The sequence below is a fragment of the Acidovorax sp. GW823-FHT02H02 genome (assembly GCF_058797075.1).
The window spans coordinates 122,400-146,749 of record NZ_JBXAJH010000007.1; the positions used below are offsets into that span (position 1 = coordinate 122,400).

The window sequence follows — 24,350 nt, forward strand, 5'->3', positions numbered from 1 at the left end:
GCAGCCATGGGTTTATTCAGGGTCGTAACCGGCGAGATCCAGCGCCTCACGCAGCGAATCGAGCGCATCGCGCACGAGGAAGGTTTCCGCATCGTCCCGGGAACACGCCCGGATGCCCTCATGGCCGATGTTCTTGACGAAGCGCGCCAGCGCCTGGGCGTTTTCGGGTGTCAGCTCAGCGGTGATGACCACGGGTTGTTTCATTGTCAGTATCTCGTTCAGGCTTCAGGCCATTGCGGCCGCATGCCGGGAGATTCCGGCCAGGGGCATCTTACCGGCGGATGGGACGCGCATGGCACAGCCCGCCCCGGCCTGAAAAGGCCAACGGCACCCGAAGGTGCCGCTGGGCGACGGGACGTGCAGTGCCCTCAGTGCTGCAGGATCTTGTTGAGGAATTCCTTGGTGCGTGGCTGGCGGTTCTCGGGGTGGCCGAAGAACTCGTCCCTGGAGCAGTCCTCCAGGATCTTGCCGCCCACGTCCATGAAGATCACGCGGCTGGCGACCTTGCGCGCGAAGCCCATTTCGTGGGTCACGCACATCATGGTCATGCCTTCGTGGGCCAGGCCCACCATCACATCCAGCACCTCACCCACCATTTCGGGGTCGAGGGCCGAGGTGGGCTCGTCGAACAGCATCACGATGGGGTCCATGCTCAGCGCCCGCGCAATGGCCACGCGCTGCTGCTGGCCGCCCGAGAGCTGGCCCGGGAACTTGTCCTTGTGCGCCATCAGGCCCACGCGCTCCAGCATCTTGAGGCCGCGCTTCCTGGCTTCGTCGGCGCTGCGGCCCAGCACCTTGACCTGGGCGATGGTCAGGTTGTCCGTCACCGACAGGTGCGGAAACAGCTCGAAGTGCTGGAACACCATGCCCACGCGGCTGCGCAGCTTGGGCAGGTCGGTCTTGGGGTCGTGCACGGCCACGCCATCCACATAGATTTCGCCCTCCTGGAAGGGCTCCAGTGCATTGATGGTCTTGATCAGCGTGGACTTGCCGGAACCCGAAGGACCGCACACCACCACCACCTCGCCTTTCTGGATGGTGGTGGAGCAATCGGTCAGCACCTGCACGGGGCCATACCACTTGGATACATTTTTGAGTTCGATCATTTCTTTCTCCAATCTCTTCTCTCGTCACTTGTTCAGGGCACTGGCCGCCCAACCGGCACGGCCGTCGCCAGCAGACACCGTGGAACTGGCTTTGCCAGGCCACCGGTGTCGTCCCCCTGGAGGGGGAAGGCACGAAGCGACTCAGGGGGTGTCATCGAATAATTGCGATCTTCTGGTGCAGGCGCTTGACCATCCAGGACAAGGCATAGCACATCGCAAAGTACAGCACCGCCGCAGCCAGATAGGCCTCGATGGGGCGGCCAAAGTTCTTGCCGGCCACTTCAAAGCCCTTGAGCATGTCGTAGGCGCCAATGGCATAGACCAGCGAGGTGTCCTGGAACAGGATGATGGTCTGCGTCAGCAGCACCGGCAGCATGTTGCGAAACGCCTGCGGCAGGATCACCAGCTTCATGTTCTGGCTGTAGGTCATGCCCATCGCTTGGCCCGCATACACCTGCCCCCGCGGCACCGACTGGATGCCCGCGCGCATGATTTCGCTGAAATACGCGGCTTCAAAAGCGATGAAGGTGACCACCGCCGACACTTCGGCGCCGATGGGACGGCCAATGATGGCGGGCACCAGCAGGAAGAACCACAGGATCACCATCACCAGCGGAATGCTGCGCATGCCGTTGACATAGATGGTGGCGGGAATATCGAGCCACTTCTTGCCCGACAGGCGCATCAGCGCCAGCACGGTGCCGAACAGCACGCCGCCAACCGTGGCCACCAGCGTGAGCACGAGGCTGAAATACAGCCCCTTGAGCACGAAGTTGGAGATCAGGTCCCAGTTGTAGAAGGAGAAGTCAAGATTCATGTCAGTGCCCTCCCGATCCGCCGGCCACGACCATGCCCGGCACGCGGGCACGCTTTTCGATGAAAGCCATGATGCGGTTGATGGCAAATGCCGAGACGATGTAGCAGGCCGTGACGGCCAGGTAGACCTCGATGCCGCGCGAGGTTTCTTCCTGTGCCTGCATGGCGAACATCGTGAGTTCGGCCACCGACACGGCAAACGCCACCGACGAGTTCTTGAAGATGTTCATCGTCTCGCTGGTCAGCGGCGGAATGATGATGCGAAACGCCATGGGCAGCAGCACGTAGCGGTAGGTCTGGAAGGTTGTGAAGCCCATCGCCAGGCCTGCATAGCGCTGGCCGCGCGGCAGGGCCTGGATGCCCGAGCGCACCTGCTCGGCAATACGCGCCGACGTGAAAAAGCCCAGCGCCAGCACCACCAGCACGAAGCCGGGCACGCCCTGCATCACCGGAAACAGCGTCGGTACCACGTGGTACCACAGGAAAATCTGCACCAGCAACGGGATGTTGCGGAACAGTTCCACCCAGGCATTGCCCAGGCGCACGACCACCGGCCGCCCCTGCAATGTGCGCAGCGTGCCAATGACCGACCCCAGCACCAGCGCCAGCAACAGTGCCAACAGCGAAACCGACACGGTCCAGCCCCAGGCCGACAGCATCCAGTCCAGATAAGTGATGTCACCGCCCTTGCCGAAGCAGCCTTGCACCACCTCTTTATCCAAGGTGTCCTGGCAGAACACCTGCCAATCCCAACTCATAGGAGTACCCCCCAATTTCTGCATGAAGCCGGACAGCGCATGGCGCGCGTCCAACAAAAAAAGCCCCCCCGAACACGCATGGCTCGAAGGGGCGTTGCCGAGTGCCGATTATTTCTTGGCGTAGTCTTCCATGGGCTTGTCGTTGGGGTGGGCCCAGGCCGCCTTGGTGGCTTCCGACAGGGGCAGGCCGATCTTGGTGTTGGTGGGCGGCACGGGCTGCATGAACCACTTGTCGTACAGCTTGGCCAGCGAACCGTCGGCGATCTGGCGTTTGATGCTGTCGTCCACGGCCTTCTTGAAGGCCGGGTCGTTCTTGCGCAACATGCAGGCAATCGGCTCGACCGACAGCACTTCACCGACGATCTTGAAATCGGCCGGGTTCTTGGACTTGGAGATGTTGGCGGCCAGGATGGAGCCGTCCATCACGAACGCATCGGCACGGCCGGTTTCCAGCAGCAGGAAGCTGTCGGCATGGTCCTTGCCATAGACTTCCTTGAAGTCGATGCCGCCGGCGCGCTCGTTCTTGCGCAGGGTCTGCACCGAGGTGGTGCCGGTGGTGGTGGCCACGCTCCTGCCGTTCAGGTCCTTGATCGAAGTGATGCCCGAATTGGCCTTGACGACCATGCGCACCTCTTCCACATAGGTGGTCACGGCAAAGGCCACGTCCTTCTGGCGGGCCGCGTTGTTGGTGGTGGAGCCGCACTCCAGATCCACCGTGCCGTTGGTCACCAGCGGGATACGGTTTTGCGAGGTGACAGGCTGGTACTTGGTTTCCAGCGCGGACAGACCCAGCTGCTTGCGGATGTCGGAGATGATGACTTCGGCCATCTCGGTATGGAAGCCCACGTACTTGCCGTTGCCCAGCGTGTAGGACAGGCCCGAGGATTCACGCACGCCCAGCGTGATGCTGCCCGAAGACTTGATCTTGGCCAGCGTATCACCAGCCTGCGCAAAAGCGCTACCGGCCGCGAGTGTGACCACGGCCATCGCGAAAATGTGCTTCTTCATTTCAATCTCCTAGTTGTCATGTAAAAAAGGAATTCTAGAGACTTGCGTCCACCCGCATTGTGTGCGGGTGGCACAGTCCAGAACAGGGGGTTTACCTGCCGTGCCGTTCAGAACGGCACCTGGTCGGAAGGGTATTTCCAGAAATCGCGCGAAAGGCAGGGCCCTCGGCGGCCAAGCCCCATGCCCCCACCCATTGCCCAATCTGCATGCCGTGATGCCCTTGTGAATACCTGCCATGAGAACTTGCAATCTTTGTGCCACAGCGATGTTTTGCTGCAAGCTCCGCGGCCTGTTCCGACCCGCCCTGGACTGTTGCTGACAGTCCTGTGAATTTTCACTGCAGAAGGCCCGAAAAACCAACCGAGCAGTTTATATCTGCATGGAACCTTGCGCCTGCAAATAGGCCCACAAGGCCTGGGCTGTGCCTTTCGGCGCTTCTTTTGCGCCAGGTTTCTCGCGGTAGGCGCGCACGTCCATCACGATCTGCAGGCCCGCCTGGTCTTCAGGTACCGCGCTCACCAGTTTGCGCTCGCGCACATCCTTCCTGACGGCACTGTGCGGCAGGAACGCCACGCCATGCCCCTCCAGCGCCATGGCCTTGAGGCCTTCGGCCATGTCGGTTTCATAGACCCGCTCCAGATGGATGGCGGTGCCCGACTCCTTGAGGATGAGCTCGGTCATGCGCCCCAGGTAGGCGCCAGGCGCGTAACCCAGGTAGGGCAGCGGCTGGCCGGCGCGGCCGGGCAGGCGAAACAGCGGCTGCCCATCGGCGTCGGCCTTGCTGTAGGGCGACAGCACCTCTTGCCCCAGGTTCACCATCTCGTAGCGGTCGGTGTCCAGCTGGAAAGGTTGCGAAGCGTGGTGGTAGGCGATCATCAGATCGCAGCCCCCTTCCACCAGGCGCATCACCGCATCGTGCACATTGAGCGCAATCAGGCGGCTCTTGAAGGGGCCGAATTTCCCGTGCAGGCTTGACACCCACGCCGGGAAAAAAGTGAAGGCCAGCGTGTGCGGCACCGCAAACTCGATCATGTCCCGGCTGGCGCTGGTGTGCGCGCGCAGCATGGCACGCGTGTTCTGCATGGCTTGCAGCATCTCCAGCGCCTGGTCGTACAGCGTCTTGCCCGCCGATGTCAGCCGGGTGGGATAGGAACTGCGATCGACCAGATCGGTTCCGGCCCACGCTTCCAGCGCCTGGATACGGCGTGAAAAGGCCGGTTGCGTCACATGCCTCAGCTGGGCAGACCGGCTGAAGCTGCGCGTCTCGGCCAGGCTGACAAAATCTTCAAGCCACTTGGTTTCCATCGCCGCATTATCCGCGCGCGCAGGCGCTTTCGCCCCGGTTACTCGAAGGCAAGTGACCTCAGCAACACGCCCCATAATATGCAGCGGCGCACACAGCGCCCGCCCCGTCCAAGGCCCCTGGTGCACAACACTGCCGGGCAGAGCGACAGCATTCGCCCTGTTTGTTTCCCCGAGACTCTGCCCCATGCCACCCTCCTCCCCTCCCGGGCCGACGGCCTCTGCGCCCGCGCCCACGGCGCCCGAAGACAACGCTCCCCGCTCGCTGCGCATCGAAGACTGGCTCACGGTGATCGTGATGGCCGCCCTGGCCCTCATCACCTTCGCCAACGTGCTGGTGCGCTACTTCACCAATTCCTCGTTTGCCTGGACCGAAGAGATTTCAGTCTTCCTGATGATCGTGCTGGCACTGGTGGCCGGCTCGGCTGCAGTGGCACGCGACCAGCACATCCGCATCGAATACTTTGCCGAAGGCGGCTCCGTTGCCCGCCGCAAGCTGCTGGCACGGTTTGGCGCGCTCATGGTGGCGCTGCTGTTCGGCCTGATCGCCGTGCTGAGCGTGCGCGTGGTGTGGGACGACTACCGCTTTGGCGAAACCTCACCCGGCATCGGCGTGCCCCAGTGGTGGTATTCGATCTGGCTGCCCCTGATCTCGGCGCTGATTGCCGCGCGCGCCATCGGCCTGTTCATCCGGCGCGGCCGCCAGGCACCGCCCGCAGACCACCACGGAGACTTCCAGGCATGATCGCTACGCTCTTGTTCGTGGCCTTCCTGGCCATGATGTTCGTCGGCGTGCCGATTGGTGCCGCCCTGGGCCTGGCCGGTGCCGCCGCCATTGCGCTGGCCAATGCCGACAGCCAGTGGTTCGGCCTGCTGGCCGTGCCGCAGAACTTCTACGCCGGCCTGGGCAAATACCCGCTGCTGGCCATTCCCATGTTCGTGCTGGTCGGCTCCATCTTCGACCGCTCTGGCGTGGCCCTGCGCCTGGTGAATTTTGCCGTGGCCATCGTCGGGCGCGGCCCCGGCATGCTGCCGCTGGTGGCGATTGCCGTGGCCATGTTCCTGGGCGGCATCTCGGGCTCGGGCCCGGCCAACGCCGCCGCCGTGGGCGGCGTGATGATTGCCGCCATGTCGCGCGCGGGCTACCCGCCCTCGTTCTCGGCCAGCGTCGTGGGCGCTGCGGCCGCCACCGACATCCTGATCCCGCCCTCGGTGGCTTTCATCATCTACTCGGTGCTGGTGCCCGGTGCCTCGGTGCCCGCGCTGTTCGCCGCGGGCATGATCCCTGGCATCCTGGCCGGCATCGCCCTGATCGTTCCGGCCGTGTGGATGGCGCGCCAACACAAGATGGGCGCGCTCGAAGCCACCCTGCCCCGCCCCCCCTTCTGGCAGAGCCTGCGCGAAGCCCTGTGGGGCTTGGCCGCGCCGGTGCTCATCCTGGGCGGCATGCGCGCGGGCTGGTTCACCCCCACCGAAGCCGCCGTGGTGGCGGTGTTCTACGGCCTGTTCGTGGGCATGGTCATCCACCGCACCATCTCCGTGCGTGACCTGTTCCCCATCCTGCGCGAGTCGGGCGAGCTGTCGGCGGTGATCCTCATCGTGGTGTCGCTGGCAGGCATCTTTGCCTATTCGCTGTCCACCCTGGGCGTGATCGACCCGGTGGCCAACGCCATCGTGAATTCGGGCCTGGGTGAATACGGTGTGCTGGCGCTGCTGATCGTGCTGCTGATCACCGTGGGCATGTTCCTCGACGGCATCTCGATCTTTTTGATCTTCGTGCCGCTGCTGCTGCCCATCATGAACCACTACCACTGGGACCCGGTGTGGTTCGGCGTGATCCTGACCCTCAAGGTGGCGCTGGGCCAGTTCACCCCGCCGCTGGCCGTGAACCTGATGGTGTCCTGCCGCATCGCCGGCGTGCGCATGGAATCCACCGTGCGCTGGGTCGGCTGGATGCTGTTCGCCATGTTCCTCGTCATGGTGCTGGTGATTGCCTTCCCGCCACTGGCGCTGTGGCTGCCTGCCAAACTTGGCTATTGATTTCAACAAGGAGACTGAAAAATGAAACTGCGTACGTTCCTTACCTCGGCCGTGGCCGCTGCGGCCGCCCTGGCCTTTACCGCGCCCGCGGCCATCGCCCAAACCGCGTACAAGAGCGAATACCGCATGTCGCTGGTGCTGGGCACCGCTTTCCCCTGGGGCAAGGGCGGCGAGCTGTGGGCCAACAAGGTGCGCGAGCGCACCAACGGCCGCATCAACATCAAGCTCTACCCTGGCGTCTCGCTGATCCAGGGCGACCAGACACGCGAATTCAGCGCACTGCGCCAGGGCGTGATCGACATGGCCGTGGGCTCGACCATCAACTGGTCGCCCCAGGTCAAGCAGCTCAACCTGTTCTCGCTGCCCTTCCTGATGCCCGACTACGCCGCCGCCGATGCGCTCACGCAGGGCGAAGTAGGCAAGAGCCTGTTCCAGACGCTGGAGAAAGCCGGCGTGGTGCCGCTGGCCTGGGGCGAAAACGGCTACCGCGAGATCTCCAACTCCAAGAAGGCCATCAAGACGCCCGAAGACCTCAAGGGCATGAAGATCCGCGTGGTGGGCTCGCCCCTGTTCCTGGACACCTTCACCGCCCTGGGCGCCAACCCCACGCAGATGAGCTGGGCCGACGCCCAGCCGGCCATGGCCAGCAGCGCCGTCGATGGACAAGAGAACCCCCTGTCGGTCTATATGGCTGCCAAGCTGTACACCGTGGCGCAAAAGCACCTGACGCTGTGGGGCTACATGAATGATCCGCTGATCTTCGTGGTGAACAAGGACATCTGGAACAGCTGGACACCCGCCGACCGCGAGATCGTCAAACAGGCCGCCATCGACGCGGGCAAAGAGCAGGTCGCCATTGCGCGCAAGGGCGTGGTCGAGGCCGACAAGCCGCTGCTGAAAGAGATCGCCAGCCATGGCGTCACCGTGACGCAGCTCACGCCCGCCGAACGCGAAGCCTTCGTGAAGGCCACGCGCCCCGTGGTCGAGAAGTGGAAGGGCCAGATTGGTGCCGACCTGGTGAACCTGGCAGAAAAGTCGATTGCAGCACGCAAGTAAGCCAATTACTCCTGAAACCATAGCTTCTAGCGCTTGTGTATCAAGCGCTAGAAGCTTTTTTTATGCCAATCCTCGGTCTACCGCCTAGACCCCGGGGGCCAGCAACGCCGCGCACACCTGCCACAACGGCGGCTCACACACCGTACTGGCACCGTTGAGCCCCAGGCAGCACATCGCGCCAAGGTAAATTGGTACAACCAATAAACAAAAATTCAAACAAAAGACCACAACTAAGTATTTACCCTATAAATATCACCCACTATAAGACACAAAATCCAGCCAATTCGCATGGATTGGCTATATTGGTCATACCAATTAAGTCCAAAGTTTACCAATGAAGGCAAAGCACCAAGCCTGCTTTCATGCCAGCCCACCCCTCAGGCCCCCTGACCTGCGGGGCCAGCGGCCGGAGACTACGCCGCCCCAATGCGGCGCATCCACTGCGGTGAAGAAAGCCATGGGCCCCTGGCCTTTGTCTGCGTTTCAATGCCTCACTTACCGTTATGCAAACCCTCTGGCAACAAAACTACGACCCGGCCGGGAACATCTGGCTGTCAGCGCTCGTAGCCCTCATCCCCATCGTCTTTTTCTTTCTGGCCCTGACCAAACTGCGGCTCAAGGGCTACCAGGCGGGCACCGTGACGGTGCTGCTGGCCCTGGGCGTGGCGCTGCTGTTCTACAAGATGCCGGTCAGCGCCGCGCTGGCATCGGCGGTGTATGGCTTCTTCTACGGCCTGTGGCCCATCGCCTGGATCATTGTGGCGGCCGTGTTTCTGTACAAGCTGTCGGTCAAGACCGGGCAGTTCGATGTCATCCGCAGCTCCATCCTGTCGGTCACGCACGACCAGCGCCTGCAGCTCATCCTGGTGGGCTTTTGCTTTGGTGCTTTCCTGGAAGGCGCGGCCGGTTTTGGCGCGCCCGTGGCCATCACCGCTGCGCTGCTGGTGGGACTGGGCTTCAAGCCGCTGTACGCCGCCGGCCTGTGCCTGATCGCCAACACCGCCCCCGTGGCCTTTGGCGCGATGGGCATTCCCATCATCGTGGCGGGCCAGGTGTCGGGCATCGATCCCTTCATCATCGGCCAGATGGCCGGGCGCCAGCTGCCCTTCATGACCATCCTGGTGCTGTTCTGGATCATGGCCATCATGGACGGCTGGCGCGGCGTGAAGGAGACCTGGCCTGCCGTGCTGGTGGGCGGCGGCTCGTTCGCCCTGACGCAGTTCCTGACCGCCAACTACATTGGCCCCGAGCTGCCCGACATCACTTCGGCCATCGTCTCGCTGATCGCACTCACCGCCTTCCTCAAGGTGTGGCAGCCCAAGCGCATCTTCCGTTTTGAGAACAGCGACAGCGCCCCGCAAGGCAAAGCCGCGGCCGGGCAGGCCGCCCCGTCGACCAAGGCAGAGGCGCCCCTCACCGCGGGCGCCATCGTCAAGGCCTGGTCGCCCTTCATCATCCTGACCGGCATGGTCACGCTGTGGAGCATCAAGCCCTTCAAGGCGCTGTTTGCCGCAGGTGGCCCCCTGGCTTCCACCATCATCAACATCCCCGTGCCCATGCTGGACAAGCTGGTCGCCAAGATGCCCCCCGTGGTGGCGCAGGCCACGCCCTACGGCGCGGTGTACACCTTCAACTGGCTGGCCGCCACCGGCACGGCCATCCTGATTGCTGCCATCCTGACCATGGCCTTCGCCCGCTTCTCCCCGGCCAAGGCCGTGGTCACGCTGGGCGAGACGGTGCGCGAGCTGCTCATCCCGATCTACTCCATCGGCATGGTGCTGGCCTTCGCGTTCGTGGCCAACTACTCGGGCCTGTCGGCCACGCTGGCGCTGGCGCTGGCCCACACCGGCCAGGCGTTTGCGTTCTTCTCGCCCTTCCTGGGCTGGATCGGCGTATTCCTCACGGGCTCTGACACCTCGGCCAACGCCCTGTTTGGCGCACTGCAGGCCACCACGGCGCACCAGCTGGGCCTGCCACCCGTGCTCACGGTGGCTGCCAACACCACCGGCGGCGTCACAGGCAAGATGATTTCGCCCCAATCCATCGCCATTGCCTGCGCGGCCGTGGGCCTGTCAGGCAAGGAATCGGACCTGTTCCGCTTCACCGTCAAGCACAGCCTGACGTTCGCCGCCATCATCGGCATCATCACCACGCTGCAGGCCTATGTGTTTACGTGGATGATTCCGGGTCATTGAAACCCTGAATCCGAGAGCCCCCATGCGCCTAGCCGATCACGTTGTCGAAAAACTGCTGGCCCTGGTACAGACACGCGGGCTGCAGCCCGGCCAGCGCCTGCCAGCCGAACGCCAGTTGGCCGAAGATCTGGGCGTTTCGCGCACCTCGGTGCGCGAAGCCATCCAGAAGCTCACCAGCCAGGGTGTGCTCTCGGCCCGGCGCGGCGATGGCACCTACGTGCAGCAGTCCAACAAACCCGCGGAGTGGCTGCAGGAAGCCATGGTGCCGCTGGCGGGCCTGATCGAGTCCGACCCCCAGTACCGCTATGACGTGCTGGAAACGCGCCACGCCCTGGAGACCAGCACCGCCTGGCTGGCTGCGCAGCGCGCCACCGCCCAGGACAAGGTGCACATCCAGCGCTGCTTTGACGTGATGCTGCAGCACCAGCAAGGCGGCCATGCCGAGCTGGCAGCGCGCGCCGACGCGCAGTTCCACCTGGCCATCGCAGAAGCCTCGCACAACCTGGTGCTGGTGCAGGTGATGCACAGCCTGTTCACCGTGGTGCTCTCCACCGTGGAGCGCAACCGCCACGACATGTTCCGCCTGAGCGCACCCGTCACCCTGCAGGCGCTCACCGCGCAGCACCAGGCGCTGATGCAGGCCATTCTGGACGGCGACCCGCAACGCGCGCGCGAATGCATTGGTGAACACCTGGAGCATGTGCGCACCACCATCCAGCGCATGGACGAAGACCGCGCACGGCGCGAACGTTCCACGCGCCTTCCCCTTGACCTGGCGCCGACGCTGCTGCCTGCAGCGCAGCCGCCCCAACCGATTTGAGAGAGCCATCATGATCATCTCCTCCAGCGACGACTACCGCGCAGCGGCGCAAGAGTTTCTCCCGCCCTTCCTGTTCCACTACGTAGACGGCGGCGCCTATGCCGAGCAGACGCTGCGCCGCAATGTGGATGACTTCGCCGCCGTCGCGCTGCGCCAGCGCGTGCTCAAGGACATGAGCCGCCTCGACACCGGCATCGAGCTGTTCGGCGAAAAGCTCTCGATTCCCGTGGCCCTGTCGCCCGTGGGCCTGACCGGCATGTTCCGCCGCCGCGGCGAAGTGCAGGCCGCGCGTGCGGCCGACGCGCATGGCATTCCCTTCACCATGTCCAGCGTGTCGGTCTGCCCCATTGAAGAAGTGGCGCCCAAGCTCCAACGCCCCATGTGGTTCCAGCTCTACGTGCTGAAAGACCGGGGTTTCATGCAGAACGCGCTGGAGCGCGCGCAGGCCGCGGGCTGCACCACCCTGGTGTTCACGGTGGACATGCCCGTGCCCGGCGCGCGCTACCGCGACGCGCATTCGGGCATGAGCGGCCCCAACGCCGCCCTGCGCCGCTACTGGCAGGCGGTGACGCACCCCCGCTGGGCCGTGGACGTGGGCCTGCTGGGCCGCCCGCACGATCTGGGCAACATCTCGGCCTACCGCGGCAGCCCCACGGGCCTGGAGGACTACATGGGCTACCTGGGCGCCAACTTCGACCCATCCATCTCGTGGAAAGACCTGGAGTGGATCCGCGCCTTCTGGAAGGGCCCGATGGTCATCAAGGGCATCCTCGACCCCGAGGACGCCAAGGATGCCGTGCGCTTTGGCGCGGACGGCATCATCGTCTCCAACCACGGCGGCCGCCAGCTCGACGGCGTGCTGTCGTCGGCCCGCGCCCTGCCGGCCATTGCCGACGCGGTGAAGGGCCAGATCAAGATCCTGGCCGACTCTGGCATCCGCAACGGGCTGGACGTGGTGCGCGCCATTGCCCTGGGCGCGGACTGCGCCATGATTGGCCGCGCTTTCATCTACGCGCTGGCCACAGCGGGCGAGGCGGGCGTCAAACACCTGCTGGAGCTGCTGGAGAAAGAAATGCGCGTGGCCATGACCCTGACCAGCGTGGCCCGCGTGGCCGACATCACCGGCGACCTGCTGGTACGGGAAGCATGAGCGACGCCCCGCAAATCACCCGCGATGTCTTGCTGACGCAGTTGCGCGAGGCCGTGGGCGCCGCCCATGTACTGACCGACGACCAGGCCACCCGGCGCTTTCGCAAGGGCCACCGCACCGGCGAAGGCCCGGTGCTGGCCGTGGTGCGCCCCGGCACGCTGCTGGAGCAATGGAAGGTGCTGCAGGCCGCCGTGGCGGCCGACCGCATCGTCATCATGCAGGCGGCCAACACCGGCCTCACGGGCGGCTCCACGCCCGATGGCAGCGGCTACGACCGCGAGATCGTGCTCATCAACACGCTGCGCATCGCGGGCGTGCAGGTGGTGCGCGGCGGCGAGCAGGTGGTGTGCCTGCCCGGCGCCACGCTCGACCGGCTGGAGCAGACACTGATCCCCTTCAACCGCGAGCCGCATTCGGTCATCGGCTCGTCGTGCATCGGCGCCTCGGTGCTGGGCGGCATCTGCAACAACTCGGGCGGCGCGCTGGTGCGCCGGGGCCCGGCCTATACCGAGCTGGCGCTGTACGCCCGCGTGCGCGATGACGGCACGCTGGAGTTGGTGAACCACCTGGGCATCGCGCTGGGCGACACACCCGAAGACATCCTGACCCGCCTGCAAAACGGCAGCTACACCGAAGCCGACGTGCGCCACGAGCCCGAGCGCGCCGCATCGGACGCCCGCTACGCCCAGGACGTGCGCGCCGTGGACGCCGACAGCCCCGCCCGCTTCAATGCCGACCCGTCCCGCCTGTTCGAGGCCTCGGGCTCGGCTGGCAAGGTGTGCCTGTTTGCCGTGCGGCTCGACACCTTCCCCAAAGAACCCAGCACGGTGTTCTACATCGGCAGCAACACGCCCGATGACCTCACGGCCGTGCGCCGCCACCTGCTCACGGCGCTACCGCGCCCGCCCATTGCGGGCGAGTACATCCACCGCACCGCGTTCGACATTGGCGAGAAATACGGCAAGGACACCTTCCTGCTCATCGACCGCTTTGGCACGGCCCGCGTGCCTGCGGCGTTTGCACTGAAGAGCCGATTCGACGGCTTCTTTGAACGCCTCGGGATGCGCGGTTTTGTGGACCACGCCATCCAGGCCGTGACCCGGTTGCTGCCCAGCCACCTGCCGCGGCGCGTGCGCCAGTGGCGCGACCTGTACGAGCACCACCTGCTGGTGCGCGTATCGAACGACCAGGTGGACGCCACGCGCACGTTCCTGACGGAGCACTTTGCGAACAGCACCCAGGGCGGCTGGTTCGAGTGCGATGCCGACGAAGGGCGCAAGGCCTTCCTGCACCGCTTTGCGATTGCGGGCGCCGCCATCCGCTACCGCGAAGTGCACCGCAGCGAGGTGGAAGACATCGTGGCGCTGGACATTGCCCTGCGCCGCAACGACCGCGCATGGGTGGAACAACTGCCGCAGGACGTGGAGCGCGATGTGGTGCACAAGCTGTACTACGGCCACTTCTTCTGCCATGTGTTCCACCAGGACTACATCGTGAAGAAGGGCGTGGACCCGCTGGCCATGGAGCACCGCATGTGGGAGCTGCTGGACGAGCGCCGCGCCGAGTACCCGGCCGAGCACAACGTGGGCCACCTTTATGTGGCCAAGCCCGCACTGGCGGGCTTCTACCAGTCGCTGGACCCCACCAACACCTTCAACCCCGGCATTGGCCACACCCCGCGCGGGCGCGACTGGCAGGAGTGCAACCACGCCAGCGGCGGCTGGCCCAAGGGGTATTCAGAGAACGCGTGAGCACCCCCGCCCGGCTTGGGTCAATCGACAGAAGCCGGGCCACCGGGAGACACCGGGTGCTTGATGGCGTTCATCACCAGCTTGCGCTCCACGGCATCGCGCAGGTCCACGCCGGTGTGGTCGGCCAGTTGTAGCAGGTAGGGCGGATTCAAGTCCAAGCGCCAGAGGTTATTTTCAGGCTCTTCTAGCGAATCCACCCACACAGCCTGCTGACATAGGCATTGCCGTTCTGCACATGTCAGGGACCGCGCACGCCCTGGCTGATGTTCACGGCCTGGGCTACGCTGGCCAGCGTGACACGGCCATCGGTGCACAGGATGGTGTCGTGTGGCAGCAAGGGCTTGAGTGCAGCCTGCACGCTCACCGCCTTGTTCGCCTCCAGGATGAGGCTGGCCGTTACCCTCCGCGCGGTCCCGCGCCATGAGCACGGGTGTGTACTCAGAACCCTTGCAGCCTGCCTGCGCTTTGCCCCCTCGGTGGCGCGCCTTGCGCAGCAACCCTCTTTGTCCCTTGCAAGAGACCGGGAAAGAGGACTCGTCGGCCTCGGCAATACCGAGAAGCTGGCGAGCCTGCACGCTCTTGGTGCAGGCCAGGAAGCGGTGACTCCGGCGAAAGGCAGTGCTTTGTGCCACGCTCAGGCGGCTGGGCCATCTGGTTGAGCGTGAGCCCTTCGACGCCCGTCACTAGCATTCGCTAGACGAGCCTATATTTTCTTGAAATCTCAATGGATGAATTCCGCCTGCACGGTCTCGGCCAGGAACTGGACAAAGGCCTTGACCTGCGGCGGTGAATGGATGCCTGGCAGGGTCATGGCGTACAAGGTGCTGCCAGGCGTGGGCTCGATCTGGTAGTCAGCCAACACCTGGACCAGGCCGCCCTGGGGCAGGCCGCGGGACGCGACATAGACGGGCAGCAGGCACACGCCCAGCCCATCGCGGGCCATCTGCCCCAGCAGGGCGTAATCGGGGCAGGCGACGCGCGAGCGCAGCACCACGCGGTGCAGGGCGGCCTCCTTGCGCAACTGCAGCTCCATGCGGGTGCGCATACCCAGCCATGCATGGTGTGCAAGATCCTCGGGAAACTGCGGGGCGCCATGCTCGGCCAGGTAGTCCGGGCTGGCACAAAAAATCCAGTGTGTCTGCCCCAAGACCCTGGCCACCTGGTGTGGCGATGGCTCGTTGGTGAAACGGATCGCCACATCGATCCGCTCATCGATCAAATCCACCGCGCCCGACTTCAAGGTGATCTGCAGGGACACCGCAGGGTAACGGCGACAGAACGCCTCGAACAAAGACACCAGGTACAGCCGGCCAATCGCCGGCGGGCAACTGACATGCAGGGGTCCACGCACCCCATCGCCATGCGACAGCAGAAGGTTCTTGGCCTGCTCGATTTCGCTGCGCACCGCCAGGCACTGCTCGTAGAACGCAGCGCCCAGATCGGTCAGCACCATCTTGCGGGTGGTGCGGCGCAGCAATTGCACACCCGCGGTGTGCTCCAGCTCCTTGATACGGCGGCTGACATTCGAGCGGTCCATGCCCAGGCGCCGGGCCGCAATCGCAAAACTGCCAGCCTCCACCACTTCCGCAAAAAACAAATACGGCGACTGATCCACCGGCCCCTCCTTCGAACCGCGAGCATAAGGCTTCGTCATCGTGCCACCGCCCTGAACCTGGAAAGCGCCAGACGTCAACCCGTGCAAATGCGTGCGCGGGCCAGGTCGTATTCGGCGCGCAGCCTGGCCACGATCTCGCGCACTTCGGGCAGGTCGTGGATCTGGCCCACGCCCTGGCCTGCGCCCCAGATGTCTTTCCAGGCCTTGGCCTTGGATCGGCCATCGGCAAAGCTCATGTTGGCCTTGTCACCCACCGGCAGGTTTTCCGGGTCCAGGCCCACGCGCTCGATGCTCTCGCGCAGATAGTTGCCATGCACGCCCGAGAACCAGTTGCTGTAGATGATGTCCGACGCACCCGCCTTCACGATGGCCTGCTTGTATTCCTCGCTGGCGTTGGCTTCCTTGCTGGCGATAAAGCGCGTGCCCATGTAGGCAAAGTCCGCACCCATGGCACGGGCAGCCAGCACGGCGCCGCCGGTGGCCATGGCACCAGACAGGGCCAGGGGGCCATCAAAAATGCGCCGCACCTCGCCCACCAAGGCAAAGGGCGACTGGGTACCCGCATGCCCCCCCGCCCCTGCGGCCACGACGATCAGGCCGTCCACCCCCGCCTCCAGCGCCTTTTGCGCGTGGCGCACATTGACCACGTCATGAAAGATCACGCCGCCGTAGCTGTGCACGGCATCCACGACTTCGCGCGCAGGCGCGCGCAGCGACGTGATGATGACGGGCACCTGGTGCTGGATGCAGGTTTCCATGTCCTGCATCAGGCGCACGTTGGAGCTGTGCGCAATCTGGTTGACCGCGATGGGGCCGACCGGCTGGCCGGGGTGGGCGCTGCGGTAGGCATCCAGGTCGGCCTTCATCTGGTGCAGCCACTCGCCCAGCAGCTCGGGCTGGCGGGCATTGAGCGCCGGGAACGAGCCCACGATGCCCGCCTTGCACTGGGCCAGCACCAGCTCGGGGTAGCTGACGGTGAACATTGGCGAGGCAATGATGGGCAGCGCCAGGTTCTGCAGCGCGGCGGGGATTCGGGACGTGATGGCGTTCATGGTCAATCGCTCAGAAGGTCAGGAAACGAAGGGAAGACAGATGGGGCTCAGTCCAGCGTCACGCCAGAGGCCTTGACCCGCTCGGCCTGCAGCTTGCTGTTGCTGCTCAGATAGGTCTTGAACTCCACCGGAGTCGAGGCCACGGGCACGTAGCTGAAGGCATCGATGTTTTTCTGGCGAAAGTCCGGTGTGGCGATGATGGCCTTGGCGCTGGCGGCAACCTTGTCCACCACCGCCACCGGGGTGCCCTTGGGCGCCAGCAGGCCGATGCTGAAGATGGCGTGGATGTCCTTGACGCCCGCCTCCTTGAAAGTGGGCACCTGGGGCAAGGCCGCGCTGCGGGTCTCGGACGACACGGCCAGGGGCTTGAGCACGCCGGTCTTCACATGCTGCTCGATCACCGACACGGCCAGCACCGCGGCATCCACCTGGCCAGCGATCACGTCGGGAATCAGGTTGGCCGCGCCCCGGTAGGGCACATGGGTCATGGAAATACCTTCCTGCTTTTCAAAAGTCACCATGGGCAGGTGAGCAATGCCGCCCGCGCCGGAAGATCCGTAGCTCAGCGGCTTGCCCTGGGCCTTGGCCTTGCGGGCCAGCTCGACAAACTCGGTCACGGTGTTGGCCGGGGTGTTCTTGTGGGTGAAAAGCATCAGCGGCAAGCTGATCAGCTGGCTGATGGGTACCAGGTCGGTCTCCACGTTGTAGGGCAGCTTTTTGTAGAGGTGCGGGCCCATGGTGAGCGAGGCCTCGGTGCCGGCGAACAGGGTGTAGCCGTCGGGCGCGCTCTTAGCGACCTGGTCGGCGCCAATGATTTCGTTGGCGCCCGGCTTGTTGAGCACCACCACTGGCTGCTTCCAGCTGTCGGACAGCTGCTGGCCCAGGGCGCGGATGAAGTTGTCCACCGGCCCACCCGCGGAATACGGCACGACGATGGTCACGGGCTTGCTGGGGTAGGCCTGGGCGTGGGCCTGGGTCACCGCCGTGGCGGAGCACAGGGCCAGGGTCACTGCGGCAAGGGTGGAAAGGCGTTTTTTCATGTTGTCTCCTGAGGATGGGAAAGGGAAGCGTGCAAGGCCGGGAAATCAGACGGGATCAGGCGTGACTTGTGGGCGGGCGCTTGAGGATGAGCAGATCGCTGCTGCCTTCCTGCACCACCTGGCCGTGCTGGTCGCGCAGCTGCAAATGCCGGCCCAGGCGACCCATGCGGGCGCTGCTGCCAGGGTCCAGCTCGGTCACGGTGAGCTGCAGGCGCAGGGTCTGTCCCATCAGAATGGGGGCCTTGAAGCTCCATTCCTTGAGCGACAGCATGGCCACCGCCGTGCCCTCGAAAATCCCCATCTGGTGCATGAAGCCTGTCAGCAAGGCCACGCCAAAGGCGCCGTGGACGATGCGCTGGCCGAAGCGGGTGCCAGCGGCAAACTCAGCGTCTGCGTGGATGGGATTCCAGTCACCCGAGATCATGTTGAACAGGGTCAGATCGGCTTCGGTGACGGTGCGGCCCGAGCTGGTGAACTGCTCGCCCACGGTGAAGTCTTCAAAGTAACGGGGGTTCATGCGGGCTCCTTGGGCTGGGCGGTTTCGGCGGCCAGGCGCTCCTGCGCCATCTGGCGCAACTGCGCACGGGAAATCTTGTTGCCGTTGGCGCCCTGGGTCAGCGGAAAGGCCGCCAGCATCCACACCCGCTGCGGCACCTTGTAGCTGGCAATCGACTGGCGCAACTGGGCCAGCAAGGCCGCCGTGTCGGGCCCCGCACCCGGCTCGGGCACGATGAAGGCCACGGGGCGGTCCTGGCCCTGGATCGGCACCGCCACCACCTGGGCTTCGCGCACGCCGGGATCGCGCTGCAGGAGTTCTTCGATTTCCGCCGGGTTGACCAGGTTGCCGCCCAGGCGCACGGCATCGCCCAGCCGCGTCTCGAACACCAGGCTGCCATCGGGCCGCAGATGGCCCAGGTCGCCGGTCTTGAAATAGCCCTCGTGCATGGCTTCTTCCGTGGCCGCCGGATTGCCGAAGTAGCCCTGGAACAGGCTGGGCGCCTGAATTTCGATCTGTCCCGACTGTCCGCTTGGCAGCAACTGGCCCGTGGCCTCGTCGCGGATGCGAATGCGCGCCTGCGCCCCGGCCACGGGCATGCCGCCACCTTCCAGGCGCTGCGCCAGGGGCAGGTCGCCGGCCTGGGCGGAGAAAACCGCCAGCACCTCGCTGGAACCGTACAGGCCGTGCAGCGGGATACCCCGCGCACAACAGGCCTGGGCGATTTCGGTGAAATTCGACGTGAAGGCACCAAAGCCAAAGAAGCGCAGCGACGCAAAAGGCTGCGCCGCCTCCGAGCTTTCCGCCAGGCGGCGCACCATCTCGTCACTGCCAAAGCAATGCGTCACCGCATGGCGTGCCAGCAAGGCCGCGGCCTCGTCAGCTTCAAACAAAGCCGGCAAGACGACCGGCGCGCCCGCGGCGAACGCGGCCAGGGTGCTGTTCAAGCCAAAAGCGCCGCACAGCGGCAGCAGGGTCAGCAGGCAGGCACCGGGTGCATCCAGGCGGTAAGCCGCCGTGCAGCGCAAGGCATGGTCCACCAGGGTGCGCTGCGGGTGCATCACCAGCTTGGGCGCCTTGGTCGTTCCCGAGGTGGAGAACAACACCACCGTGGCGTCGGGGTCCGAATCGTCCGGCCCGGTATCGAGCGCGCATGGCTGCCAGTCCAATGGAACCAGCCGCCAGGCCAGGCCGGCGGCAAGGTCGGCCACGCCAGCAGGCGCGGCGCTGCCGCTGCCCAATACGGCCACCTGCTGCAAATCGGGCACTTGCGCGGGGTCCAGGCCTGCCAGGATGGCCAAAAAGTCCAGCCGTTGATGGGGCAGCTGCGTCACCAGCAGACGGGCGCCGCTGGTGCGCAGAATGTGAGCCACCTCCTCCCGGCGGTAGCGGGTATTGACCGCCGCCACCGTGGCGCCGATGCGTGCGGCGGCCATCAGCAGCGCCAGCCATTCGACCCGGTTCACCAGCCACACGGCCACCCGGTCCCCGGGACCGATACCCGCGGCACGCAACCAGGCCGCCATGCACTGCACCTGATGCGCCAGCGACGCCACCGTGGTGACGCCCTCGCCGTGCACAAAGGCCGGAGCCTGCGGGTCGGCCGCCAGGCGGGCCTGCATCAACTGAGAAAAACGTAAATCCGACACAATCCGGGCTCCTCCAGGGACAACGGGCTTCGTGGGCCATCACGCTCCCGTGCTTTTTGGTGCAAGGAGAGCATCGATCGCGACTCGGCTCGATTGTTTCACCAGAGCGCCCCGTCAGTAAGACGGTCGGATCACAATGGATTGGTGCTTAATTCACATCAATCATTCGGGTTTGTACCAGGCATCACTGTCACTCCATTCCACTTTGCTGCAGCGCCCACATGCTGGCATAGCGCCCGTCCAGCGCCAGCAGCTCGCCGTGCGTGCCGCGCTCGACGATCTGCCCCGCGTCCATCACCAGGATCTGGTGCGCATCGACCACGGTGGACAAGCGGTGGGCGATGAGCAGCGTGGTGCGGTTGCGCGCGGCGCTTTGCAGTTCGGCCTGGATGGCGCGTTCGTTGGCCGAATCCAGCGCGCTGGTGGCCTCGTCGAAGATCAGCACCGGCGGGTTTTTCAGCAAGGTGCGCGCAATGGCCACGCGCTGTTTTTCACCGCCCGACAGCTTCAAGCCGCGCTCGCCCACCTGGGTGGCGTAGCCCTTGGGCGTGGCGGCGATGAAGTCGTGGATGCGTGCCGCGCGGGCGGCTTCCTCGATCTCGGCCTGGCTGGCGCCGGGGCGGCCGTAGGCGATGTTGTAGGCCACAGTGTCGTTGAACAGCACGGTGTCCTGCGGCACGATGCCGATCGCCTGGCGCAGGCTGGCCTGCGTGACGTCGCGGATTTCCTGCCCGGCCATGGTGATGCGGCCCTGCTGGATGTCGTAGAAGCGAAACAGCAGCCGCGCCAGGGTGGACTTGCCCGAACCCGAAGGGCCGACCACCGCCACCGTCTTGCCCGCCGGAATCTCGAAGCTGATGCCTTTGAGAATGGGCCGGGCCGGGTCGTAGGCAAACTGCACATTCTCAAAGCGCACCGTAGGCTGTGCCAGCCCCACGAGCGGCTGCGCGCCGGGGGCATCGGCCACCTCGCGCTCGCGGTCCATGAGGGTGAACATCTTGTCCAGGTCAGTCAGGCTCTGCTTGATCTCGCGGTAGATCACGCCCAGGAAGTTGAGCGGGATGTAGAGCTGGATCATGAAGGCGTTGACCATGACCAGGTCGCCCAGGGTCATGCGGCCATCGACCACGCCCTGCGTGGCGCGCCAGAGCATGGCCACCAGGCCCGTGGCAATGATGAGCTGCTGGCCGGTGTTGAGCAGCGAGAGCGAGCTTTGCGCCTTCAGGCGCGCGGCACGCAGGCGCTGCAGGCTTTCGTCGTAGCGGTGGGCCTCGAAACTTTCGTTGTTGAAATATTTGACGGTTTCGTAGTTGAGCAGCGAATCCACCGCCTTGCTGTGCGCGGCCGAGTCGAACTCGTTGGCCTGGCGGCGGAACTGGGTGCGCCACTCGGTCAGCAGCACCGTGAAGGCGATGTAGCAGGCCAGCGCAGCCAGCGTGATCCAGGCAAACCAGGCATCGAACTTGACGGCCAGTACCGTGAGCACCATGGCCACTTCAATCAGCGTGGCGCCGATGTTGAACAGCGTGAACGAGATCAGCGACTCGATGCCGCGCACGCCGCGCTCGATGTCGCGCGTCATGCCGCCGGTCTGGCGCTCCAGGTGAAAGCGCAGGCTCAGCGCGTGCAGGTGCTCGAAGGTCTGCAAGGCAATCGAGCGCGCCGCGCCCTGCGTGGCCTTGGCGAACACCAGTTCGCGCAACTCGGTGAACAGCGAGGTGGACAGGCGCAGCAATCCATAGGCCAGCAGCAAGCCGGCCGGCACCACCAGCGCGGCAGCCGGGTCGCCGGGCCTGAGCGCCATGGCATCGACCAGGTTCTTGAGCAGCACCGGCACGCCCACATTGGCGACCTTGGCGCCCACCATGAACACGATGGCCAGAACGACGCGCCCCTTGTACTGCCACAGATACGGCAGAAGGCGTGAGAGCGTGGCCCAGTCAGAGCGTTTGTGCGCGGGGTCGTTCGGAGAAGGAGGGGGGGAAGAATCGCCGTGGTGGCGCATAAGGGACAATTCCGGGGGTTGCTTATTCACCCCGATTGTGCCCATGCCTGATTTGCCCCACCTCCCCGCACCCGCCTTGCCCTCCAGCCATGAACTGGTACTGAAGGTCATTCCCATGCCCGCCGACAGCAACGCCAACGGCGATATCTTCGGCGGCTGGGTGATGGCGCAGGTCGATCTGGCCGGTTCGGTGCTGCCCGCGCGCTATATCCAGGGCCGCATGGCGACCGTGGCGGTGAACGAGTTCATCTTCAAGCAGCCGGTGCGGGTGGGCGACATCCTGTCCTTCTTCGCCACGGTCACGCGCATTGGCCGCACCTCCATCACGGTAGAGGTGGAGGTGTATGCCGAACGCTTCTCGGACCAGGGCCAATACCTGAAGGTGACCGAAGCGCGCCTGACCTATGTGGCCATCGACGCCGACGGCCGGCCGCGCCCGGTGCCGGTGCCGGTGCCGGTGCCTACCTGAACGCCCTGCGTTCAGGCCAGAGCCACGGCGGGCACTGGTGCGTCCATGGGCCGCGCTGCGGCCGCCGGACGGGCACTGGTGGCGGTGCCCACGCCCACCTCGATTTCGCCCGACAGCTGGCCACCCTCTTCCACCACCAGCTTGCCATAGCGGATTTTCCCGCTGACCTTGCCGGTGGCAAAGACGACGAGCTTGTCGCGCACGGTGAGCGTGCCATTGAACTCGCCGCGGATTTCGGCGATATCGATGTCGGCCGAACCACGGAACGCACCCTGCTCGGCAATCTGGATGACCCGCGAATCCATGGTGGCTTCCACCGTGCCTTCCACCACCAGGGTGTCGCAATCGGTGATCTCCACCCCCTTGAGCTTGATGTTGGGGCCCACGGTGAGCTTGCTGCCACTGCTTTCTGCCGGCGCCTTGGCGGCAGCGGCTGCCACCGCTGCACTGGCACTGGGTGACACATTGCTCACGGTGCTGGGGGTGACCGTGTTGTGGCGGGGCTGGAAGGTTTCAGTTTCGCGCTTGCCAAAAAAGGGGTTCTGCACAGCCATCGGATCTCCTTGAAAAGAAGGCATCGTAGGAGTGCCGGGGCATTGCACCTTGGCGTCTTGCGCAAGATCAGTAACCAAATCGTTCGCTGGTTGCATGCACTTGCATCACTTGCATGGACACACCAGATCGGGCGCGTTCAGGACACGATATAGGCTGCGGCGGCCGCTGACATGAGCACGCCATCGGGCCCCAAAAACTCCATGCGCGTGGTGGCCACGCGCGAGCCCAGGCGCAGCACCTCGGCGCGCAACTCGAAATGGCTGCCGATGCCCGGCCGCAGATAGTCCACGCGCAGATCAATGGTGCCCAGCCGGGCAAAGCGGTGCAGGCGCTGTTCGGGCGTCTCGTCCATGTGCTTGGCGCCCATGGCGGCCATCACGGCCAGGCCGCCCATGGCATCGAGGCCCGCGCTGATCACGCCGCCGTGGATGCGGTTGTAGGCAAAGTGGCCGACCAGTTCGGGCTTCATGTCGATGCGGGCCACCACACGCTCGGGCGCGAGACTGACCACCTTGAGGCCCAGCACCTGGTTGAAGACAATCTTTTCCTCAAAAATGGTTTTCACGCCGGCAATGAACTCGGGCTCGAACGCGACGGGTGTTGCTATGGTTTTTGTCATCGGTGTCCCTGGGGCGGCGGGCGCAGCGCTGGTTTCAGCATTGGCTGAAGTCGGGCTTGCGTTTTTCCATGAAAGCGCCAAAGGCTTCGCGCGCTGCGGGCTCGCGCAGCATGCGGCCAAAGCTGGCGCCTTCTTCGGCCATCACGGCGAGCACCTGGGGGGCCTGGCTTTTTTTCATGAGGCGCTTGGTCTCGATCAGCGCCGACAGCGGCTTGGCGGCCAGCTTGCGCGCCTGTGCCTGTGCCACGCCATTGCATTCCGTGGGGGGCACCACGCGGTTGACCAGGCCCACTTCGAGCGCCGCCTCGGCCATGAAGGGTTCGCCCAGCAGCAGGGCTTCGGCAGCGCGGTGGTAGCCCAGCATCTGCGGCACCAGCAGGCTCGATGCTGCCTCGGGGCACAGGCCCAGGTTGACGAACGGCATGGAGAATGCGGCGTTGTCGCCCGCATAGACCAGATCGCAGTGGAACAGCAGGGTGGTGCCTATGCCCACCGCCGGGCCGCAGACCGCTGCAATCACGGGCTTGGGGAAAGCGGCCAGGCCGCGCAGGAAGCGGAACACGGGCGAATCCTGGGTGGCGGGCGGCTGCTGCAGAAAATCACCAATGTCATTGCCGGCGCTGAATACCGCCACGTCGCCCTGGAACACCACGGCGCGCACGCTGGCGTCCGCCTCGGCAGCAGCCAGCGCGTCGGCCATGGCGGCATACATGGCGGTGGTGATGGAATTTTTCTTGTCCACGCGGTTGAAGGTGATGGTGGTCACGCCCGCTTCGGTGTGCACGAGGATGTCTTGGGTGGCTTCGGTCATGGTGGGTCTGGGGGTGGTGAGGGGAAACGAGGGCGAC

General features: G+C 64.9%; 23 protein-coding genes and 2 pseudogenes. 8 read left to right on the forward strand and 17 right to left on the reverse strand.

Going from position 1 to position 24,350, the window contains the following annotated elements; genetic code table 11:
* Positions 1 to 12: 12 nt before the first annotated feature.
* The 6 genes from AC1RDS_RS09825 to AC1RDS_RS09850 form a co-directional block, all read right to left on the reverse strand.
* Entirely contained in the window at positions 13 to 204 is a 192-nt protein-coding gene (locus tag AC1RDS_RS09825) for a DUF7706 family protein (protein ID WP_026436664.1), read from the reverse strand.
* Positions 205 to 368: 164 nt separating this feature from the next.
* On the reverse strand, positions 369 to 1,106 hold the full coding sequence (locus AC1RDS_RS09830; protein ID WP_092697618.1) for an amino acid ABC transporter ATP-binding protein: 738 nt from the start codon (positions 1,104 to 1,106) through the stop codon (positions 369 to 371).
* A 151-nt stretch (positions 1,107 to 1,257) separates the two neighbouring features.
* Positions 1,258 to 1,923: an amino acid ABC transporter permease gene (locus tag AC1RDS_RS09835; RefSeq protein WP_092697617.1), complete on the reverse strand. Its 666-nt coding sequence runs from the start codon at positions 1,921 to 1,923 to the stop codon at positions 1,258 to 1,260.
* Position 1,924: 1 nt separating this feature from the next.
* Positions 1,925 to 2,680, reverse strand: coding sequence for an amino acid ABC transporter permease (locus tag AC1RDS_RS09840; RefSeq protein WP_092697616.1), 756 nt, complete (start codon positions 2,678 to 2,680; stop codon positions 1,925 to 1,927).
* 108 nt (positions 2,681 to 2,788) lie between these two features.
* Entirely contained in the window at positions 2,789 to 3,688 is a 900-nt protein-coding gene (locus AC1RDS_RS09845; RefSeq protein ID WP_092697615.1) for an amino acid ABC transporter substrate-binding protein, read from the reverse strand.
* A gap of 369 nt (positions 3,689 to 4,057) precedes the next feature.
* Complete coding sequence (locus AC1RDS_RS09850) at positions 4,058 to 4,993, reverse strand: LysR family transcriptional regulator (protein WP_092697614.1); 936 nt, start codon at positions 4,991 to 4,993, stop codon at positions 4,058 to 4,060.
* 184 nt (positions 4,994 to 5,177) lie between these two features.
* On the opposite strand from AC1RDS_RS09850, the gene AC1RDS_RS09855 reads away from it, so the two are divergent.
* The 7 genes from AC1RDS_RS09855 to dld all read left to right on the forward strand — a co-directional run bounded on the left by AC1RDS_RS09855 (position 5,178) and on the right by dld (position 14,002).
* Entirely contained in the window at positions 5,178 to 5,735 is a 558-nt protein-coding gene (locus tag AC1RDS_RS09855; RefSeq protein WP_092697613.1) for a TRAP transporter small permease, read from the forward strand.
* Positions 5,732 to 7,030 (forward strand): TRAP transporter large permease, encoded by a 1,299-nt coding sequence (locus AC1RDS_RS09860; protein WP_287877168.1) that lies wholly within the window; start codon positions 5,732 to 5,734, stop codon positions 7,028 to 7,030. Before AC1RDS_RS09855 ends, AC1RDS_RS09860 begins: the two co-directional genes overlap by 4 nt.
* A gap of 21 nt (positions 7,031 to 7,051) precedes the next feature.
* Complete coding sequence (locus AC1RDS_RS09865) at positions 7,052 to 8,086, forward strand: DctP family TRAP transporter solute-binding subunit (RefSeq protein WP_492226890.1); 1,035 nt, start codon at positions 7,052 to 7,054, stop codon at positions 8,084 to 8,086.
* A gap of 503 nt (positions 8,087 to 8,589) precedes the next feature.
* On the forward strand, positions 8,590 to 10,281 hold the full coding sequence (gene lldP, locus AC1RDS_RS09870) for an L-lactate permease (RefSeq protein ID WP_492226891.1): 1,692 nt from the start codon (positions 8,590 to 8,592) through the stop codon (positions 10,279 to 10,281).
* A gap of 22 nt (positions 10,282 to 10,303) precedes the next feature.
* Positions 10,304 to 11,101, forward strand: a complete 798-nt coding sequence (gene lldR / locus AC1RDS_RS09875; RefSeq protein ID WP_092697609.1) for a transcriptional regulator LldR — start codon at positions 10,304 to 10,306, stop codon at positions 11,099 to 11,101.
* A gap of 10 nt (positions 11,102 to 11,111) precedes the next feature.
* Positions 11,112 to 12,251 (forward strand): FMN-dependent L-lactate dehydrogenase LldD, encoded by a 1,140-nt coding sequence (gene lldD / locus AC1RDS_RS09880; RefSeq protein ID WP_492226892.1) that lies wholly within the window; start codon positions 11,112 to 11,114, stop codon positions 12,249 to 12,251.
* The gene (gene dld, locus AC1RDS_RS09885; RefSeq protein WP_092697607.1) at positions 12,248 to 14,002 is read left to right on the forward strand and encodes a D-lactate dehydrogenase; all 1,755 of its coding nucleotides are present in this window, start codon (positions 12,248 to 12,250) and stop codon (positions 14,000 to 14,002) included. Before lldD ends, dld begins: the two co-directional genes overlap by 4 nt.
* Before the next feature lie 20 nt (positions 14,003 to 14,022).
* Here the strand turns inward: dld and AC1RDS_RS09890 are convergent.
* From AC1RDS_RS09890 to AC1RDS_RS09925, 8 genes and pseudogenes are all read right to left on the reverse strand, one after another.
* Positions 14,023 to 14,142, reverse strand: a pseudogene (locus AC1RDS_RS09890) (nucleotide pyrophosphohydrolase); the annotation flags it as partial.
* Positions 14,143 to 14,243: 101 nt separating this feature from the next.
* A pseudogene (locus tag AC1RDS_RS09895) lies at positions 14,244 to 14,674 on the reverse strand (IS1595-like element ISAte2 family transposase); the annotation flags it as partial.
* A 49-nt stretch (positions 14,675 to 14,723) separates the two neighbouring features.
* Entirely contained in the window at positions 14,724 to 15,617 is an 894-nt protein-coding gene (locus tag AC1RDS_RS09900; protein ID WP_287877176.1) for a LysR family transcriptional regulator, read from the reverse strand.
* Between the two features lie 74 nt (positions 15,618 to 15,691).
* Entirely contained in the window at positions 15,692 to 16,669 is a 978-nt protein-coding gene (locus tag AC1RDS_RS09905; protein ID WP_092697605.1) for an NAD(P)H-dependent flavin oxidoreductase, read from the reverse strand.
* Positions 16,670 to 16,716: 47 nt separating this feature from the next.
* A complete protein-coding gene (locus AC1RDS_RS09910) occupies positions 16,717 to 17,709 on the reverse strand; it encodes a Bug family tripartite tricarboxylate transporter substrate binding protein (RefSeq protein ID WP_492226893.1) in 993 nt (330 codons plus the stop codon).
* Positions 17,710 to 17,764: 55 nt separating this feature from the next.
* A complete protein-coding gene (locus AC1RDS_RS09915; protein ID WP_348683305.1) occupies positions 17,765 to 18,226 on the reverse strand; it encodes a MaoC/PaaZ C-terminal domain-containing protein in 462 nt (153 codons plus the stop codon).
* The gene (locus AC1RDS_RS09920; RefSeq protein ID WP_348683303.1) at positions 18,223 to 19,854 is read right to left on the reverse strand and encodes an AMP-binding protein; all 1,632 of its coding nucleotides are present in this window, start codon (positions 19,852 to 19,854) and stop codon (positions 18,223 to 18,225) included. Before AC1RDS_RS09920 ends, AC1RDS_RS09915 begins: the two co-directional genes overlap by 4 nt.
* Before the next feature lie 190 nt (positions 19,855 to 20,044).
* Positions 20,045 to 21,859, reverse strand: coding sequence for an ABCB family ABC transporter ATP-binding protein/permease (locus AC1RDS_RS09925; protein WP_492226894.1), 1,815 nt, complete (start codon positions 21,857 to 21,859; stop codon positions 20,045 to 20,047).
* Positions 21,860 to 21,902: 43 nt separating this feature from the next.
* On the opposite strand from AC1RDS_RS09925, the gene AC1RDS_RS09930 reads away from it, so the two are divergent.
* Positions 21,903 to 22,328, forward strand: coding sequence for an acyl-CoA thioesterase (locus AC1RDS_RS09930; protein WP_348683300.1), 426 nt, complete (start codon positions 21,903 to 21,905; stop codon positions 22,326 to 22,328).
* Positions 22,329 to 22,339: 11 nt separating this feature from the next.
* Here the strand turns inward: AC1RDS_RS09930 and AC1RDS_RS09935 are convergent, their stop codons facing one another.
* The 3 genes from AC1RDS_RS09935 to AC1RDS_RS09945 all read right to left on the reverse strand — a co-directional run bounded on the left by AC1RDS_RS09935 (position 22,340) and on the right by AC1RDS_RS09945 (position 24,313).
* On the reverse strand, positions 22,340 to 22,882 hold the full coding sequence (locus AC1RDS_RS09935; protein ID WP_092697599.1) for a bactofilin family protein: 543 nt from the start codon (positions 22,880 to 22,882) through the stop codon (positions 22,340 to 22,342).
* Positions 22,883 to 23,019: 137 nt separating this feature from the next.
* A complete protein-coding gene (locus AC1RDS_RS09940) occupies positions 23,020 to 23,502 on the reverse strand; it encodes a thioesterase family protein (RefSeq protein ID WP_092697598.1) in 483 nt (160 codons plus the stop codon).
* A gap of 34 nt (positions 23,503 to 23,536) precedes the next feature.
* Entirely contained in the window at positions 23,537 to 24,313 is a 777-nt protein-coding gene (locus AC1RDS_RS09945; protein WP_092697597.1) for an enoyl-CoA hydratase, read from the reverse strand.
* Between the last annotated feature and the right edge of the window lie 37 nt (positions 24,314 to 24,350).

Excerpts from the sequence above, each read along its gene's own strand:
- AC1RDS_RS09825 (WP_026436664.1), bottom strand. The coding sequence starts at position 204 with ATGAAACAACCCGTGGTCATCACCGCTGAGCTGACACCCGAAAACGCC.
- AC1RDS_RS09830 (WP_092697618.1), bottom strand. The coding sequence starts at position 1,106 with ATGATCGAACTCAAAAATGTATCCAAGTGGTATGGCCCCGTGCAGGTG.
- AC1RDS_RS09835 (WP_092697617.1), bottom strand. The coding sequence starts at position 1,923 with ATGAATCTTGACTTCTCCTTCTACAACTGGGACCTGATCTCCAACTTC.
- AC1RDS_RS09840 (WP_092697616.1), bottom strand. The coding sequence starts at position 2,680 with ATGAGTTGGGATTGGCAGGTGTTCTGCCAGGACACCTTGGATAAAGAG.
- AC1RDS_RS09845 (WP_092697615.1), bottom strand. The coding sequence starts at position 3,688 with ATGAAGAAGCACATTTTCGCGATGGCCGTGGTCACACTCGCGGCCGGT.
- AC1RDS_RS09850 (WP_092697614.1), bottom strand. The coding sequence starts at position 4,993 with ATGGAAACCAAGTGGCTTGAAGATTTTGTCAGCCTGGCCGAGACGCGC.
- AC1RDS_RS09855 (WP_092697613.1), top strand. The coding sequence starts at position 5,178 with ATGCCACCCTCCTCCCCTCCCGGGCCGACGGCCTCTGCGCCCGCGCCC.
- AC1RDS_RS09860 (WP_287877168.1), top strand. The coding sequence starts at position 5,732 with ATGATCGCTACGCTCTTGTTCGTGGCCTTCCTGGCCATGATGTTCGTC.
- AC1RDS_RS09865 (WP_492226890.1), top strand. The coding sequence starts at position 7,052 with ATGAAACTGCGTACGTTCCTTACCTCGGCCGTGGCCGCTGCGGCCGCC.
- lldP (WP_492226891.1), top strand. The coding sequence starts at position 8,590 with ATGCAAACCCTCTGGCAACAAAACTACGACCCGGCCGGGAACATCTGG.
- lldR (WP_092697609.1), top strand. The coding sequence starts at position 10,304 with ATGCGCCTAGCCGATCACGTTGTCGAAAAACTGCTGGCCCTGGTACAG.
- lldD (WP_492226892.1), top strand. The coding sequence starts at position 11,112 with ATGATCATCTCCTCCAGCGACGACTACCGCGCAGCGGCGCAAGAGTTT.
- dld (WP_092697607.1), top strand. The coding sequence starts at position 12,248 with ATGAGCGACGCCCCGCAAATCACCCGCGATGTCTTGCTGACGCAGTTG.
- AC1RDS_RS09905 (WP_092697605.1), bottom strand. The coding sequence starts at position 16,669 with ATGAACGCCATCACGTCCCGAATCCCCGCCGCGCTGCAGAACCTGGCG.
- AC1RDS_RS09910 (WP_492226893.1), bottom strand. The coding sequence starts at position 17,709 with ATGAAAAAACGCCTTTCCACCCTTGCCGCAGTGACCCTGGCCCTGTGC.
- AC1RDS_RS09915 (WP_348683305.1), bottom strand. The coding sequence starts at position 18,226 with ATGAACCCCCGTTACTTTGAAGACTTCACCGTGGGCGAGCAGTTCACC.
- AC1RDS_RS09925 (WP_492226894.1), bottom strand. The coding sequence starts at position 21,859 with ATGCGCCACCACGGCGATTCTTCCCCCCCTCCTTCTCCGAACGACCCC.
- AC1RDS_RS09930 (WP_348683300.1), top strand. The coding sequence starts at position 21,903 with ATGCCTGATTTGCCCCACCTCCCCGCACCCGCCTTGCCCTCCAGCCAT.
- AC1RDS_RS09935 (WP_092697599.1), bottom strand. The coding sequence starts at position 22,882 with ATGGCTGTGCAGAACCCCTTTTTTGGCAAGCGCGAAACTGAAACCTTC.
- AC1RDS_RS09940 (WP_092697598.1), bottom strand. The coding sequence starts at position 23,502 with ATGACAAAAACCATAGCAACACCCGTCGCGTTCGAGCCCGAGTTCATT.
- AC1RDS_RS09945 (WP_092697597.1), bottom strand. The coding sequence starts at position 24,313 with ATGACCGAAGCCACCCAAGACATCCTCGTGCACACCGAAGCGGGCGTG.